The organism is Microbacterium sp. 1.5R (genome assembly GCF_001889265.1).
Classification (GTDB): Bacteria; Actinomycetota; Actinomycetes; order Actinomycetales; family Microbacteriaceae; genus Microbacterium.
In genome coordinates, this window is the sequence record NZ_CP018151.1 from 1670568 (window position 1) to 1684831 (window position 14264).

The following is a 14264-nucleotide window of genomic DNA, read 5'->3' on the forward strand; positions in this document are numbered from 1 at the left end:
GTCCTTACGGCTTGGTACCGATGAGGGCCAGCGACTCGGGACGAACCACGAAGGTCTCCAGGAACGCGACCAGCGCACGGTCAACACCGAACTTCGCGACCTCTAGGGCGTTGATGTCGGCGTGTACCTCGCGGAACTCGACGGCGTTCTTCGCGCCAACGATCATCTGAGGAGCGGTGGCTACCGTTCCGGTGAAGTAGGACTGATCGGCCTTGACCACGCGGACCTTGCCGGTGGATGCCTCTCCCGTGCCGACGCCAACGGCGAACTCGACGAACTCGGGAACCTTGTCCTTCGGCGTGAAGAGGAGCTGGTTCCACGCAACGGGGTTCACGATTGCGAAGGACGCATCGTCTCCGTTGTCCGAAACCAGGTCGATGCCCTGGATGAGCTGGCCCATTGCAGCGGGGTACTCAGCGGGGTACGTGCCGGGTGCAACCAGGCGCGAGAGTGCAGCGCCGCTACCGCGCGATGCAACGGTGAAGAGGTCCTTCAGTGCGGCCTCGTCAAGCTGCTTCGCTCCGGAGTCAACTACGCCCTCCCAGAACGCAGCGAGGATATCCGCGCCACCCTCCAGGTACTGCCACTCCAGTGCAACGTCAGCGGCGAAACCGAACTTGCGGAGGGTAGAGGTGTAGGTGGAAGTCGAAGCGGAACCGGTGGGAAGCTCAACCTTCTGAGCCTGGTTCGTGACCTCGGCAACCAGAGCGGTGCCCTGGTCGATCTTCCAGCCCTTGCGGCCACCCAGAGCGATGCCGCCCTGAATGTGGTTAGCCAGGCTGATGTAGCGCTGCTGGTAGCGCTTGCCCTGCCAGAGCTTGCCCGCGAACGTGGGCGGGATAGCGCCGGACGTGACGTGGGCGGGCGTGGTGATGTCAGCCAGCGCAGCCAGGAAGGACTCCTGGTCAGCCGTCTGGGTAGACGTGCTGGACTTGATCTGGGACATTGCGGAGTAGACCGCGTTGAGGTCTACGTCCTTGGCTGCGGGCGAGCTAGCCAGCAGCGTTGCCGGGACTGCCCCGGCCTCATTGGTGTCAGACACTGTGAACTCCTTACGTTCGTCTGTGTTGTCCTCAGCCGGGGTGGCTGTAGGCGTGGGTTCCGGGGCGTCGGCCTCGGAAAGCTGGTTGTTGATGAGTTCCTGAGCGGCGGCTAGATGCGCCTGGACCTCATCCAGGAAGGCGTTGTATCCGTCCGGGTCCACGTCGGGGTCCGGCACGTCTTCGCCCTCAGCGAGCGAGAAGAGACCGGCAGACGCGAACGCGCCCTCCTTGACCACGGCGGCTCCAGTGAGGCGAGCGAATGCGGCCTTGGTCTTGTCGGCGGCGTTGCGGACGATGCCCGCAACCTCGGCGCTGAGCTTGCGAACGGGGTTCGCCAGGTAGGCGTCACCCTCGTCCGTGTCGGCAATCGCGAACTCGGCTTCCACGCCGCGCTCTGTGACCTGGAGCGAGACCGCGCGTCCGATGGGGTTGAAGCGGTCGTGCTCGACGTTGAGCGTGATGACGGAGTGATCGCGGGGGAGCTTGATGGACTCGGCGGAGAACTCGATTGCCTCATTGCCGGATGCGTTCTTGCGGCTCAGCTCACCGAACGGAAGGAGAAGGCCGCGAATGTTGCGGGTGTTCTCGACGCGCTCGAAGAGTCCGGCTTCCTGTGTATCTAGCTCGGAAGCCACAAGGCTAAATTCAGCCGACACGTCGGCCTGGGTCTGGTCAGTCATAGGGGTTATTCCTCGGTTGCGGGAGGCTCAGGCGCTTCGGCGGTTACGGGTGACTCAGCAGAGAGCTGGTCAGGGGTTGGGACCATGAAGTCCGAGAGGTCGGCGCGGACCTCGGCGTTGGGTCCCACAACGTCATCCAGCGAGAGGCGCGCAAGGATCGCGTACGCGAAGCGCGAGGACCCGAAGACCCACAGCTCGGACGCCTTGCCGTTCTCGTTGGTGTAGCTCATCTGCCCGGAGCTACCGCCCTCCTTGCCCGCCTCCAGGAAGGACGCAGGGAGTCCGGCGTGCTGCGCCAGCTCTAGACGCAGGGAGTTTTTCGCGTTCTCGAAGAGGTCCACGGTCTGCCCGTTGTGATCGATGACCTGCATATAGCTCGGGGTCACGGCAACGGCATGCTTGTTGCGGTTGGCGGCGTAGGACTTCGCGAGAGCTTCACGCTCTTCGCTAGTCATCTCGTCGTACTTCACATCGGTGATGTGTAGCTCGGTCGCGGCGGGCGGAGTGTCGATGCGCTTCTGGCGTGCCAGCTCCAGCTTGCGGGCCTGACGCACGGAGTCGATGCCGTCAACCAGGAGGCCGTTGGACCCCAGTGGAATGTAAATAGCGTGCTGGCGGTAGATAGCGGGGATGACATCGGAAATGACCACGCGGCCTGTCTCGCGGTCAATCTCCCAGTGCTCGGCGGGTACGTGGATGAAGTCGCGGACGGTGGAGCCGAAGCTGTCCAGCTCTGCGCCTAGGACGGCAGCGCCGTGCAGGAAGAGGTCCTTCACCGTGCCGGTCCAGCAGATGTAACGGGGGATACCGGAGTCAGTATTAGAGACCCAGTAGGGCTGCTCGGCTGCTTCTTCGCCGTCAACGTAGACGGACATCTTCAGCGGAGCTACCAGCGCCTGGTGTGCCTGGAGTGCGCGGTTGACCTCGGGAACGCGAAGGGCAATCTCAGGAGTGACCAGCTCAACGGGGAAGTCCCACAGCTCGCCCACGATTGCGGGCATGAGGTTATTGGGTTCAGCCCAAGGAGAGGCGAGCTGCGTCGGCAGCGCCTGCACCTTTAGCGGCGTGCCCCATAGGGCATGTCCGATGGTATTGAAGAAACCCAAGTTGATATTCCTTTTGTGCCCCGCCCCGGAGCTAGGAAGGAACGTGTAAAACTTGCTCCGGGGCGGGTAGTCTATTTAATGCTTTCCCAGTAACTATTATCCCAGATATGTCATAGGGGGTGTTTTTGGCGCTATGTACTATGCGGCGTCGAAGAAGTCAATGCGCACAGGTGCGGCTGCACGCTCGTCTTCCAGCGCATAAGCCGCGAGAGCTGCGGCCTCAATGGGCGTGATATCCGTGGAATCAGGCGCGCCCTTTGGACGCCCGAAGGCCCACGAATTCGTATTACCCATCTGGCGCTTTACGGCAATCTCGACCGCAGAGTCAAGCGGGGCTTGCGAATAGTGACGCAGCTTGTCTTCTCGCAGGAGCGTCATGAAGTGCACAGAGGCGCGCTTGACGTCTGCAAAAAGCATGGGACGCTCACTCACGCGGGGGGACGCCGTGCGCAGCTCCTTCATGACGTTCTCGGTGGCGGGGCTGTACGAGTCGTACGTCACCGCGCGGCCCAGCTTGCGGGCGGTCTGAATGACCTGCTTAGCGAAGCCCTTCACGCTGTCCTGGTGGTGGAGGACGGCGACGTGAGTACGCCCGTCCTTGTCCTTCCACGCCTGCACCATAGAGGCCCAGTCCGCGTCAGGGTGCACGAAGATGCAGAGGGCAGAGACCTTGGGAGCCTCGGTCCAGTCCGGCAGCGCAGAGGCCAGCCAGAGCGGCTGCGGGATGAGCGCAGTATTAGAGCCTTCTGCGCCGAAGAGGTTGAAGTACTCGCGGGTGTACTTCTTCACGCCCAGGCGTTCGTAGCTGTTCTCGATGCGGTCCAGGGTGGTGAGGGTCCCGATACCGGGGTGCATCGCCAGCGTCAGCTCACGGGCACGGGCGCGCGGGTGGTCGGCGTCGGGTACCCACGCCTCCAGCTCCTCAGGGTCGGTGTCGTCCGCGAGCATGTACGCCACGCGTCCGGCGCGCTCATCGTGCAGCGTCTTCCAGAACTCGGAGCCGTCACGGTAGTCACCGGCTGTACCGGCAAGGATGAGCTGGCCCTCAGGGCGCGTGTCGAAGGCGGGGATGACCGCCCCAATGATGTCCTCCCAGCGCTCAGGGCTGGACTCTCCCGCCTCGTCCAGGAGGAGGGTGTCATACGCGCCGGAGCGCACGGCGTCACCGTCCGGCGAGAGCACGGAGAGGACCGAACCGTTGGGGAACTCCACGCGCTCGGAGCCGTTGGAGCGGATGAGCTTGACGGGGCGCGCGTCATCCTCGGGCCAGCGGCGCGCAATGGGTCCATACACGTCCAGGCGGTAGCGCTCTGAGGACTTCTTCTGGGTAGTGAGGAGCGTGAACGCGGCGAAGTGGACGGGACGCAGGTAGCAGCGACCCAGCAGAATGCAGAATAGGGTGGTGGTCTTTGCGCTTCGACGCGGCATAATGACCGCATTCATGAGCGCGCCACCATTGAGCATGTCCGCAATTCGCAGCATCTGCGGGTGCACGGTCGCGAGAATCCCCAGCAGCCACGCGCCTACCAGGAACTCGTCCCGGCTCTGCTGCGTGGTCGTCAGCTCGGACTGGTACAGCGGTGCAATTCCTGAGTCGCGCTTGGCTAGCCACTCAGACTCCTCGCGGAGCGGGTGATTGGTTACCTCATCCGGTAGGGCTGTCATCGTCCATCCGTTCCAGAAGGTTTGCGGACTGAAGTTCAATCGCCCGCGCGATGCGGTCCTCTGCGATTCCGGAGGGCGCGTACAGACGTACCTGTGCGGTTGCGCAGAGAGTTGCGAGGTCGGACACGTTCATGTGATTTCCATTCATGTGAATACGGGGAGAGAGACGCCTGTTAGAGCCGAAGGCGGGGATTGCTCTGCCGTGTCTTAAAAAACTCGGTCAGCGTGCGAATATCTCGGTGAAGTGTGCGAGGATCGCGTCACGGTCTAGCTGCTTGGCATCTACGTATCGCTGCTGCTCAGCCAGCTTCATGAAGAGGTCGGTTGCTTCATCGGGTGTCATGCCTTGTCCTTCGGTGCGTAGTCCATGACCTGCGCCCACGCCTCTCGCATCGCACGGCTTAGCTGCTCACGGAAGGCCAGCTCACGGTCCATCCAGCGCTGCGCCCACGCCACAACCTCGGCGTCTGCTGCGCCTCGCAGCCGGTCAGGTCCGTGCTCGGCAGCGATGTGACGGGCAAGGTCTACCTGTTCGGTGAAGTAGTCGCGGCTCACTCCTCTACCTCCTCGGGCAGGGCAGCAGCCAGCTCCTCGCGCTCTGTCTCCAGTGCGTCAAGCTGTGCAGCCGATGCGTCTAGCTGGGTCTGTAGGTTGGTGAGCTGTGACTCATAGCTGGTGAGTACCTGCGTCTCCTGCTCGATGCGTACATCTAGCTCGGTGATGCGTGCCTCAATGGCTGCGCGTACGGCGGCGTTCATGCCTGTGCCTCCACGTCTCCGACGCGCTGATACAGCACGTCACCTACCTGCACGTCTTCCCATACGCCCAGGCCCACGCCAGCCTCTAGTCCCTGCTCTGCCTCGGTGAGGTCGTCGGCGTACCGGCGAAGGCTCGCAACCTCCAGGTCGGAAGCCAGGTAGTCGTCTCCTCGTGTGAGGACAACGGCGTCTGTGCGCGTGAAGGTGCCGTGAGTCACGATGACCCCGGCGATGTTGCCGAACTTCTTCGAGCGGAAGACCTCGCGGACTTCGGCGCGTGCTGCGGTTGATGCGGTCATGGTGTTCTCCTCATACCCAGGGCGGACCCTGGAACTTGGTGCGGGTCTTTCCCGCGTTGGTGATGCGTGCACCTGAGCGGCCACCCAGGTTGCGGTTGCCCGGGCATACCCCGGTCTTGGATCGATGCTCAGGTGCCAGGTTCTCCAGGCCCTCACCACCGAACGGGTCAAGGTGTCCCACGTCGAAGGGCGTGGTCTCGAAGATGAGACGCCCACAGCGCCAGCACGCCACGTCATCGCCGTTGTCCCACGCTGCGCGTACGCGCTTGCGCAGGTGCTTGGCGTTGCGCTGGTACTCGGTGGTCGTGTGCTTCTCGGACATTTAGCTCACCACAATGTGAGTAAAGCCCAGGTCACAGGTGATAACACTTTGGGTCTGGTCAACGCTCTGGACGGGTGCAACGCTGGTCTCATGAGACACAGCAGCAGCGGCCTTCAGACGGGCACGGGCAAGGCGCGAGTTAGCCGCCCAACGGGACCGGCAGCGGGTGCAGCGACATCCCCAGTTCGTGTATGTCCCCAGGCGTCCGTGCGCCTCGTCGGGCAGCTCAGCGATACGCTCACGGCGCTTGATGGTGCCCTCTAGCTGGTAGAGCGCGTGATCGGCCTTGCAGATATCACAACGGCATCGCCCGGTGGTGTACCGGGTGTTTGAGTGCGGGACTCCCTCCCGCTCGAATAGGTCTTCGGGCATATCACTATTGTACCAACCCGGCGTAATAGTGATGAAGCATTATATAACTCGCTACAGCCACACTACTGAAAGCAACTGAACACAACTAAACAGGGCATTTGGGGTAGTTTTTTCTCAGTCGCGCTGACACACTCCTAGAACGGCTTCAACCGATTTCCTGTAGAATAACTACCCTAGCTACCCTTTCCCTTTAGAGAGTAAGGGACTACCTACCCCAAACTTCACCCCAGAACTACCCCATGAATTACCCCAAGGTGTCGGTCACTTCTGAGCTGTCAAGGGCTGGGGTAGTTTTGGGGTAGTTTTTCGGGGTAGAACTGCCCCAGCCACATGTCCTCATCTGAGGACGCATTCCATTTCTGCTAATATGGTCTTACTGGGTCGCCCACGGATGAAAGCACTCCGAAAGTCCGCCCAGCCTTTCCGTCCAGGATCACGCCAATTCTGCTACAATGGTAGAGAGGCATTTCACCTTCTTTCTTATAGAGGCCCCGCATCGCCCTGGACGGTATGCGGGGCCTCAGCGCATATAAGGAAGATTCACAATGTCAAGCTTTGCTGACCTATTCGCGCAGGGAGAGCCTGCGAACGATGTCACCCCGGAATACCACCCCTTCGGACCCAACCACTCGCTGCGTATCAACGGCGTGGCCTACTTCTACGAACCGGCAGAAGACCGCTGGCTCCGTGGCACGGTCACCCCGGCGCAGATGGACTACGCCTACAGCCTGAGCGCGGAGGACATCATGTACGGCATGGCCGATGGGTCGATGCACGTTGCCGTCTGGGTGGTGACACGATGACCGCCTACGATGCTGCGAAGATCAAGCGCAAGGACGCCTTCTCCGAAGAGGGCAAGTTCACCCCCAACGCCCTAGCCGTAGCCGTCTCGGACGGCGTGGCGGTCGGACCAGACGGCACGCTCTGGAGCTACCAGAGCGGCGTCTGGCGCTCGGACCCCGATGTCATTGACCACCGCGTAGCGCGCGTGCTGCGAGACGACTACACGATTGCGCGCGGCTCGGTCGTGGAGCGTCTGGTCCGCTACCTGCCGACGACGGACAAGCTGGAGACACCTGAGCCGAAGCAGTGGGACCCCATCATTAACTTCCGCAACTGCATGGTGGACTGGCAGCGCCCGGACGGCATCCTGGCCTTCGACCACGAGCCAACCGAACACTCGATGATCCAGCTACCTGTGATGTACGACGCGGACGCTACCTGCCCGAACTTCCTGCGCTGGCTAGATGAAGTTCTCCCGGACGATATGCACCAGTTCTTCTGGGAGGTACTGGGGTACCTGCTCATGACCGGCAACCCTCTTCAGACAGCCGTACTGCTGCTCGGTGACCCGGGCACGGGCAAGTCCACCCTCCTCCACGTCCTGGAGGAGCTGCTGGGTCGTGAGAACCTGTCTGCGGAGTCGCTGAAGTCGCTGACCGAAAACCGGTTCTCGGCCTCCAGCCTCTACGGGAAGAGTGCCAACATCGTGGGCGATATTGATACCGCCTACATGAATGACACCAGCCTCTTCCTACAGATCACGGGCGGCGACACCATGACCCATGAGCGCAAGGGTAAGGACGCCTTCCCGTTCCGCCCGTTCGCGGTCCCGGTCTTCTCCACCAATAAGGTCTGGCAGTCTGCGAACACATCGGGCGCGTACTTCCGACGCTGGACGATTCTGCCGTTTGACCGCAAGGTGGACCGGTCGAAGCCGTTCGATGAGACCACCCTGTTTGATGAAACCTCGGGTATCGCCAACCATGCCCTGCATGCCCTGCGCGAGCTGTACTACCGCACGGCTCCGGGACCGAAGGGCGAGGACATCCCCGCCCGTCATTTCGAAATCCTCGGCTCGGCACGTGAGGCGCGCGAGCGGTTTGCTCGGGAGTCTGACCCGATCCGCGAATGGCTGGATGAGGATGAGCTGGTTAACGCGGACGCGGGCAATGACCGCATGCGCGTTGCCCGGACCACGCTCTACGCGCGGTACGCGAGCTGGTGCGAGACCAACAACGTGAAGCCGAAGACGGGACCGAAGTTCTATCAGTCGATCCGTAGCCTCGGGCACAAGGAAATCAAGTCCAACGGGACGCTCCACTTCCTAGGCATTGATACGTGGACCCGGGATACGGTGGCAGCATGAAGCGTCTAGCCGCCCTCGCGCTCGCGTCCGCGCTGCTCCTCACCGGCTGCGCAGCACCCACGCCCACGGACACGGCGATGTCTCGATGCATCGCCTTTGAGGTTGAGCAGATGGGTAGCTCGCCCGATGAGGCTCGGGACAATTGCGTCAGCATCCAGGACGCGACCACCCCGGAGGAGTTCCTGGAACTCTGGAGCGAAGAGTGAGCGCCGAACTCGCGGAGCTAAAGGCGCTCCAGCTCGACGCCCTCCGCAAGCAGCTCGAAGCCGCGCAGGACCTGGTGGCGTTCTACCGGCAGCAGTACCAGGACGCGCTGCGAGAGCAGACGCGTTAACGAAAGAGGCCCGGGCATTGCGCCCGGGCCTCTTGATGTCTACGGGCGCTGCTCGACCCTCAGGCCCTGGAGGCCCGGGTGTGCCTCCGTACGACTCTCCACTCTCACGCGGTCCAGACCTCGACCCTTCGTGACGGTGATGGTCAGGCGGTTATCGACCAGGGTTCGCTGCGCGTCCAGGTCCAGCGCGTCGAAGTACTCCAGCCATGCACCCAAGTCCATCGTCACGGACCCGTCCTCTTCCTCCACCAGGTCCTTCGTGGCGTCCGCCATGTGCCGAAGCAGACGCTGGACGTGGTTGGACACCCGGGACTCTGCAAGCTGCGCCGCGACCGCCTGAATCTCCAGACCCACGCGGTTTAGCTCCTTCTCGATGAGCGGGAAGGATGCACCCGGCAGACCGGCAGCGCGGGTCCAGCGGTCCCGCTCCTCTTCCAGCTCGCGGAGCTTCCCGGCGAGCGGACCCAGCGCCGCCTCACCCGGCTTGCCCGCCTCCTGGAAGAGGTCCAGAGCCAGGTACCCCTTGACGTGCGGCTCCAGGTCGCGGCGGTAGATGGTCGCGTGCGAGGAGTCAGCCGAACACTTGTAGTAGATCGAGAGGGCGCGCATGCTCGCTCCGCACTCGCAGCGTGCGATGCCAGACAGAAGGTGCTTGCGCTGAGGACCGGGGGACACCCGGCGCGCCTCATCTGCCAGGAGGTCCTGGACCGCGTGCCAGGTGTCACGGTCTACGATGCGTGCGACCTCGGGCGCGGCCTCGAAGCGCTCGCCTCCACGGACGACCCAGCCCGCATAGGAGGGGTTGGTCAGAATCTCGCGGACCCGCACGGGAGGCCTACCCCACTCGCCCGCGATGGACCGGAGCGAACGTCCTGTGAGGATGTCCTTGTACGCCTCCCGCACCTGGTCCGCCTCCTCGGGACGCTCCTCGATGTTGCGCAGCTCGAAGCCGAAGCGCCGCTTGCCCGGAACCGGCAGACCCCGGCGCGCCACCCGGTCCGCGTTTGCACGGACGGACCGCTCACCCTTGCGCCGAACCTCGAAGCGGGCGAGGGCGGCAATCATCGTGGCGCGGAACTCACCGTCTGCGGTGGAGAGGTCAATCTCACCGTCTACGGTCACTACCCGCTTGCCCGCCTCCAGGAGCGTGAGGAGGTCGCGCTGGCTGCGGACCATGCGGTCCAGGTCCACACTCACCACGACTTCATGCGGGGACGCGAGGAGCCGCGCCCACGCGCTCTGTGCGCCTCGCGCCTTGGTGGCGCTGGTGGCGTTGTCCTCGAAGGTTTCCGCGATGGTCCAGCCTCGCGACTCGACCAGTGCGCGGCAGCGGGCAAGCTGGCGCTTGATGCCCTCCGCATGCTCGACGGACTGACGCACATAGACCGCGACCGCGTTACTTGACATAGCTGAGATTCTATTCGCGCAACAGACTCATCGCCGCTCTCGGCGACGCGACGGTCGTGGTGGAGGCAGGGTGGCGGAGCGGTTCACTGAACACCGCAGGACACGCGGCTGCGCTCGGACGGCCGCTCGGTGCGGTGCCTGGGCCTGTGACCTCCGCATCGTCGGCCGGCTGTCATCGGCTTCTTCGTGAATACGACGCGAGATGCGTCACGACCACCGCCGAGATACGCGAGTTGTGGGGTGACGCCGCACCCGGGACGACCGTTGGCGGAGCCACGGACCCGGATCGGTCTCGGGTGCTCGACGCCCTGAGCAGTCGCTCCGCACGACCCGTTCTCGAGCTGTCCCGAAGATCGGGGCTCGCTCCCGAGAGGATCGGCGCCCTCCTCGGGCTCCTGGAGCTGGATGGGATTGTCACGCGCGTCGAGAGCGGATGGCGGAAACGGCCGGACGGAGAGCGGCGCGGCTGACACCGCGCGGATTCGCGCTCCTGCACACTTGATCCATGCAGTTCCAGGCAGCAGCACACGCCTTCACCGAGCATCTCTCCCGAGTGCGTCGGCTGTCTTCAGCGACTGTGCGGGCCTACCGATCTGATCTCCGTGATCTCGCGGAGACCGTCGGCGATCGCGAGCTCGAAGACGTCACACTCGAGACACTGCGCGACTGGCTGTGGCGCGCGACTCAACGGGGGGACGCGCGGTCAACACTCGCGCGGCGCGCCGCGGCGGCGCGGTCCTTCTTCAGCTGGGCGCAGGAGCAGCAGCTCGTCGCACACGATCCGAGTCTCCGGCTGGTAGCCCCGAAGCGGGGGCGGACGCTGCCCGTCATCGCCTCTCAGGACGCGATGACGACTCTTCTCGAGGCGCAACGGCACGCCGCCGCCGCCGGTGATCCGATCGCGCTCCGCGACCATGCGATTCTCGAGCTGCTGTACGGGGCAGGCATCCGAGTCTCCGAGCTGTGCGGACTCGATGTCGACGATCTGGACCTCGACCGGGGCACGGCGCGCGTGTTGGGAAAAGGCGCGAAAGAGAGGGTGGTGCCCTACGGTGCTCCTGCACGTGATGCCACCGGTGCCTACCTGTCTCGAGGGCGGCCCTCACTGGCAGCACGAGCTACTCGGCCGTCGCCCGCTCTGCTACTCGGCAGTCGAGGCGCGCGGATCGGACCGCGCGCGGTCTATTCGCTCGTCGCCGAGGTGCTCGCACCGTTCATCGGGGCGGACACGGTCGGCCCGCATGCGCTGAGACACACTGCCGCGACCCACCTCCTGGACGGCGGCGCGGACTTGCGAGCGGTGCAGGAGATCCTCGGCCATGCGAGTCTCGGTACGACCCAGATCTACACCCACGTGTCCGCCGAACGGCTGACCGCGACGTATCGCCTCGCACACCCGCGCGCCTGAACACCCGGTCACCGATTCATGGGGTCGTGCAGCAGGGGAGCAGCACCGCCCTGGGTACGGCGCCGAAGAGGAGCATCGGGTTGATGTACGCGCCATCCATTCGCACACCGAGGTGCAGAGTGCCGGGCGCCGCGTGGCCACCGGCAGCCACGGTGCCGATCACCTGCCCCGATGAGATCGCGTCTCCCGGCGAGAGCTCGGAGGACAACGGCTCGAACGTCGACACGTAGCCACCGGGGTGCTCGATCGTGATCAGAGGCCTGTCGACGACGGTTCCGCGGAATGCGATCGTCCCGTCGGCGGGAGCGCGGATCACAGCCCCCGGCGTCGTCGCGAGGTCCATCCCTCGATGGCCGGCACCGTACTCGTGCGCGGGAGCGCGATACGGCGACGCGATCGCGCGGCGCTCATCGGTCGGCCAGAGCCAGACGGGATACCTCTCACCTTCCGCGGATGACGCGCGCGCACGCGCCGGGATCGGAGCGACGAGAATCAGGACGACCAGCAGAAGGAACGCGATGGTCGCGCGTGCGCGGGAGTTCATGAGGCAATGGTCCGTCGCTCCCGCCGGCGGAGGGACGCGTCATCGCAACCCTCGCGATCCATGTGGGGAAGACATGGCTTCGGTGCATCGTGCAGGAGGAGTGAGGCCGCCGCATCCTGTATGCTGTTGGAGCACCTCGATCTCGGGGTGACTACGCGTGCCCAGAGCGACTTCGGTCGTGGCATCCACTCCCACTGGTCCTGATTCCACTCAGGCGGGTGTGCGCCCGGGCACCAGGGAGTTCGGTCGTCCGATCGACTCGACAACCTCAAGGGCGCAGAATCGCGCCGGAACAAGGAGACGACCATGGCTGTGGTCACCATCCGCCAGCTGCTCGACAGCGGCGTGCACTTCGGACACCAGACCCGTCGGTGGAACCCGAAGGTCAAGCGCTTCATCCTCACGGAGCGCAGCGGCATCCACATCATCGACCTCCAGCAGTCGCTCGGCTACATCGACAAGGCCTACGACTTCGTCAAGGAGACCGTCGCGCACGGCGGCACGATCCTCTTCGTCGGCACGAAGAAGCAGGCGCAGGAGATCCTCGCGGAGCAGGCCACGCGCGTCGGCCAGCCCTACGTCAACCAGCGCTGGCTCGGTGGACTCCTCACCAACTTCCAGACCATCGCGAAGCGTCTCGCTCGCATGAAGGAGCTCGAGGAGCTCGACTACGAGAACCCGGCTGCCTCGGGCTTCACCAAGAAGGAACTCCTTCTCAAGAAGCGTGAGCTCGACAAGCTCCACAAGTCGCTCGGTGGTATCCGCAACCTCACCAAGACGCCGTCCGCTCTCTGGGTCGTCGACGCCAAGCGCGAGCACCTCGCCATCGACGAGGCCAAGAAGCTCGGCATCCCGGTGATCGGCATTCTCGACACCAACGCCGACCCGGACGACTTCCAGTACCCGATCCCCGGCAACGACGACGCCATCCGCTCGGTCTCGCTGCTCACCCGCATCATCGCGGACGCAGCGGCAGAGGGCCTGCAGCAGAAGCACAACCCCGAGACGGGCGACGCTGAGCCGCTCGCCGACTGGGAGAAGGAGCTCCTCGAGGCTCCCGTCCAGGAGTCGGCTGACGCCGCAGAGGTCGATGACGCCGCAGCTGACGAGGCTGCCACCGTCGAGACCCCCGCTGCCGACGAGACCGCTGCTGACGAGGCCGGCGCCGAGGCGCACGACGAGGCCATCGCTGCCGCTTCCGGCGAGGAGACCGCTGAGGTCGCCGCCGCCGAGGCAGCAGACGCCAAGTAATTCCGCGACCACCACACACATCACGAAGCAAGGAGCCACCACACATGGCCAACTTCACCATCGCCGACCTCAAGGCGCTGCGTGAGCAGCTCGGAACGGGAATGGTCGACACCAAGAAGGCGCTCGAGGAGGCCGACGGAGACGTCGAGAAGGCCACCGAGATCCTGCGTCTCAAGGGTGCCAAGGGCAACGCGAAGCGTGCCGACCGTTCGACCAGCGAGGGCCTCATCGTCGCTCGCGAGCAGGACGGCGCAGTGACGCTGATCGAGCTCGCCTGCGAGACGGACTTCGTCGCGAAGAACGAGCGCTTCATCGCACTGGCCGACAAGGTCGCCGACGCTGTCGCGGCAGTCAAGGCCGACTCGGTCGAGGCCGGACTCGCCGCCCAGGCAGGCGACAAGAGCGTCGAGCAGGTCATCTCGGAAGAGGCTGCGATCATCGGCGAGAAGGTCGAACTTCGTCGCGTTCGCACGATCACCGGCGACAACGTCGAGGTCTACCTGCACCGCACGAGCAAGGACCTCCCGCCGCAGATCGGCGTCGTCGTCGCCTACACGGGTGACAACGCCGAGACCGCTCGCAGCATCGCGCAGCACATCTCGTTCGCGAACCCGTCGTACCTGTCCCGCGAGGACGTCCCGGCTGACGCCGTGGAGAAGGAGCGCGAGATCGTCACCGAGATCTCCCGCAACGAGGGCAAGCCGGAAGCGGCTCTGCCCAAGATCGTCGAGGGCCGTGTCTCCGCGTTCATCAAGCAGGTCGCACTGCTCGAGCAGGACTACGCGAAGGACAACAAGCTCTCCGTCGCCCAGGTGGCGAAGGACGCCGGTATCACCGTGACGGACTTCGCGCGCTTCAAGGTCGGCGCGTAACACCGTCGAAGGGGTTCGGATCACATGATCCGAACCCCTTCTTCATGCCCAGAA

General features: G+C 64.2%; 18 protein-coding genes and 1 pseudogene. 8 read left to right on the forward strand and 11 right to left on the reverse strand.

The annotated features are described in order from the left end of the window. Positions 1-4: 4 nt before the first annotated feature. From BMW26_RS07850 to BMW26_RS07880, 8 genes are all read right to left on the reverse strand, one after another. Positions 5-1723 carry a hypothetical protein gene (locus BMW26_RS07850; protein ID WP_072591219.1) on the reverse strand — a complete coding sequence of 573 codons (1719 nt, stop codon included), beginning with the start codon at positions 1721-1723 and terminating at the stop codon, positions 5-7. A gap of 5 nt (positions 1724-1728) precedes the next feature. Next, the gene (locus tag BMW26_RS07855; protein WP_072591220.1) at positions 1729-2829 is read right to left on the reverse strand and encodes a hypothetical protein; all 1101 of its coding nucleotides are present in this window, start codon (positions 2827-2829) and stop codon (positions 1729-1731) included. 138 nt (positions 2830-2967) lie between these two features. Beyond that, positions 2968-4494 carry a hypothetical protein gene (locus BMW26_RS07860; RefSeq protein ID WP_072591221.1) on the reverse strand — a complete coding sequence of 509 codons (1527 nt, stop codon included), beginning with the start codon at positions 4492-4494 and terminating at the stop codon, positions 2968-2970. Between the two features lie 220 nt (positions 4495-4714). Then, entirely contained in the window at positions 4715-4837 is a 123-nt protein-coding gene (locus BMW26_RS18035) for a hypothetical protein (RefSeq protein WP_269635025.1), read from the reverse strand. Next, entirely contained in the window at positions 4834-5049 is a 216-nt protein-coding gene (locus BMW26_RS07865; RefSeq protein ID WP_072591222.1) for a hypothetical protein, read from the reverse strand. Before BMW26_RS07865 ends, BMW26_RS18035 begins: the two co-directional genes overlap by 4 nt. Continuing rightward, a complete protein-coding gene (locus BMW26_RS07870; protein WP_072591223.1) occupies positions 5046-5252 on the reverse strand; it encodes a hypothetical protein in 207 nt (68 codons plus the stop codon). The genes BMW26_RS07865 and BMW26_RS07870 overlap by 4 nt, the downstream gene beginning before the upstream one ends. Beyond that, complete coding sequence (locus BMW26_RS07875; RefSeq protein WP_072591224.1) at positions 5249-5551, reverse strand: hypothetical protein; 303 nt, start codon at positions 5549-5551, stop codon at positions 5249-5251. Before BMW26_RS07875 ends, BMW26_RS07870 begins: the two co-directional genes overlap by 4 nt. Before the next feature lie 10 nt (positions 5552-5561). Continuing rightward, a complete protein-coding gene (locus tag BMW26_RS07880; protein ID WP_072591225.1) occupies positions 5562-5873 on the reverse strand; it encodes a hypothetical protein in 312 nt (103 codons plus the stop codon). 917 nt (positions 5874-6790) lie between these two features. Between BMW26_RS07880 and BMW26_RS07885 the strand changes: the two genes are divergently transcribed. The 4 genes from BMW26_RS07885 to BMW26_RS18040 are packed head-to-tail and all read left to right on the forward strand — an operon-like array spanning position 6791 to position 8728. Then, the gene (locus BMW26_RS07885; protein WP_072591226.1) at positions 6791-7048 is read left to right on the forward strand and encodes a hypothetical protein; all 258 of its coding nucleotides are present in this window, start codon (positions 6791-6793) and stop codon (positions 7046-7048) included. Next, positions 7045-8394: a DNA primase family protein gene (locus tag BMW26_RS07890; RefSeq protein ID WP_072591227.1), complete on the forward strand. Its 1350-nt coding sequence runs from the start codon at positions 7045-7047 to the stop codon at positions 8392-8394. Before BMW26_RS07885 ends, BMW26_RS07890 begins: the two co-directional genes overlap by 4 nt. Then, on the forward strand, positions 8391-8600 hold the full coding sequence (locus tag BMW26_RS07895; protein ID WP_072591228.1) for a hypothetical protein: 210 nt from the start codon (positions 8391-8393) through the stop codon (positions 8598-8600). The genes BMW26_RS07890 and BMW26_RS07895 overlap by 4 nt, the downstream gene beginning before the upstream one ends. Beyond that, a complete protein-coding gene (locus BMW26_RS18040) occupies positions 8597-8728 on the forward strand; it encodes a hypothetical protein (protein ID WP_269635026.1) in 132 nt (43 codons plus the stop codon). Before BMW26_RS07895 ends, BMW26_RS18040 begins: the two co-directional genes overlap by 4 nt. A gap of 39 nt (positions 8729-8767) precedes the next feature. Here BMW26_RS18040 and BMW26_RS18080 read toward each other — a convergent pair whose 3' ends face one another. Both BMW26_RS18080 and BMW26_RS18085 read right to left on the reverse strand, forming a co-directional pair. Beyond that, on the reverse strand, positions 8768-9610 hold the full coding sequence (locus BMW26_RS18080) for a recombinase family protein (protein ID WP_442922999.1): 843 nt from the start codon (positions 9608-9610) through the stop codon (positions 8768-8770). A 123-nt stretch (positions 9611-9733) separates the two neighbouring features. Continuing rightward, positions 9734-10135 (reverse strand): annotated as a pseudogene (locus BMW26_RS18085) (recombinase family protein); the annotation flags it as partial. Between the two features lie 2 nt (positions 10136-10137). Between BMW26_RS18085 and BMW26_RS07905 the strand changes: the two are divergent. After that, a complete protein-coding gene (locus tag BMW26_RS07905) occupies positions 10138-10605 on the forward strand; it encodes a DNA-processing protein DprA (protein WP_083569326.1) in 468 nt (155 codons plus the stop codon). A gap of 35 nt (positions 10606-10640) precedes the next feature. Continuing rightward, positions 10641-11543, forward strand: coding sequence for a tyrosine-type recombinase/integrase (locus tag BMW26_RS07910; protein WP_072591231.1), 903 nt, complete (start codon positions 10641-10643; stop codon positions 11541-11543). 16 nt (positions 11544-11559) lie between these two features. On the opposite strand, the gene BMW26_RS07915 is transcribed toward BMW26_RS07910, so the two are convergent. Further along, complete coding sequence (locus BMW26_RS07915) at positions 11560-12087, reverse strand: murein hydrolase activator EnvC family protein (RefSeq protein WP_072591232.1); 528 nt, start codon at positions 12085-12087, stop codon at positions 11560-11562. 306 nt (positions 12088-12393) lie between these two features. Between BMW26_RS07915 and rpsB the strand changes: the two genes are divergently transcribed. Both rpsB and tsf read left to right on the forward strand, forming a co-directional pair. Then, complete coding sequence (rpsB, locus tag BMW26_RS07920) at positions 12394-13338, forward strand: 30S ribosomal protein S2 (protein ID WP_053095994.1); 945 nt, start codon at positions 12394-12396, stop codon at positions 13336-13338. Positions 13339-13382: 44 nt separating this feature from the next. After that, positions 13383-14210 (forward strand): translation elongation factor Ts, encoded by an 828-nt coding sequence (gene tsf, locus BMW26_RS07925; RefSeq protein ID WP_053095995.1) that lies wholly within the window; start codon positions 13383-13385, stop codon positions 14208-14210. Positions 14211-14264: the final 54 nt, after the last annotated feature.

Excerpts from the sequence above, each read along its gene's own strand:
- BMW26_RS07860 (WP_072591221.1), bottom strand. The coding sequence starts at position 4,494 with ATGACAGCCCTACCGGATGAGGTAACCAATCACCCGCTCCGCGAGGAG.
- BMW26_RS07850 (WP_072591219.1), bottom strand. The coding sequence starts at position 1,723 with ATGACTGACCAGACCCAGGCCGACGTGTCGGCTGAATTTAGCCTTGTG.
- BMW26_RS07885 (WP_072591226.1), top strand. The coding sequence starts at position 6,791 with ATGTCAAGCTTTGCTGACCTATTCGCGCAGGGAGAGCCTGCGAACGAT.
- BMW26_RS07910 (WP_072591231.1), top strand. The coding sequence starts at position 10,641 with ATGCAGTTCCAGGCAGCAGCACACGCCTTCACCGAGCATCTCTCCCGA.
- tsf (WP_053095995.1), top strand. The coding sequence starts at position 13,383 with ATGGCCAACTTCACCATCGCCGACCTCAAGGCGCTGCGTGAGCAGCTC.
- BMW26_RS07870 (WP_072591223.1), bottom strand. The coding sequence starts at position 5,252 with ATGAACGCCGCCGTACGCGCAGCCATTGAGGCACGCATCACCGAGCTA.
- BMW26_RS18035 (WP_269635025.1), bottom strand. The coding sequence starts at position 4,837 with ATGACACCCGATGAAGCAACCGACCTCTTCATGAAGCTGGCTGAGCAG.
- BMW26_RS07915 (WP_072591232.1), bottom strand. The coding sequence starts at position 12,087 with ATGAACTCCCGCGCACGCGCGACCATCGCGTTCCTTCTGCTGGTCGTC.
- BMW26_RS07895 (WP_072591228.1), top strand. The coding sequence starts at position 8,391 with ATGAAGCGTCTAGCCGCCCTCGCGCTCGCGTCCGCGCTGCTCCTCACC.
- BMW26_RS07875 (WP_072591224.1), bottom strand. The coding sequence starts at position 5,551 with ATGACCGCATCAACCGCAGCACGCGCCGAAGTCCGCGAGGTCTTCCGC.
- rpsB (WP_053095994.1), top strand. The coding sequence starts at position 12,394 with ATGGCTGTGGTCACCATCCGCCAGCTGCTCGACAGCGGCGTGCACTTC.
- BMW26_RS07890 (WP_072591227.1), top strand. The coding sequence starts at position 7,045 with ATGACCGCCTACGATGCTGCGAAGATCAAGCGCAAGGACGCCTTCTCC.
- BMW26_RS07880 (WP_072591225.1), bottom strand. The coding sequence starts at position 5,873 with ATGTCCGAGAAGCACACGACCACCGAGTACCAGCGCAACGCCAAGCAC.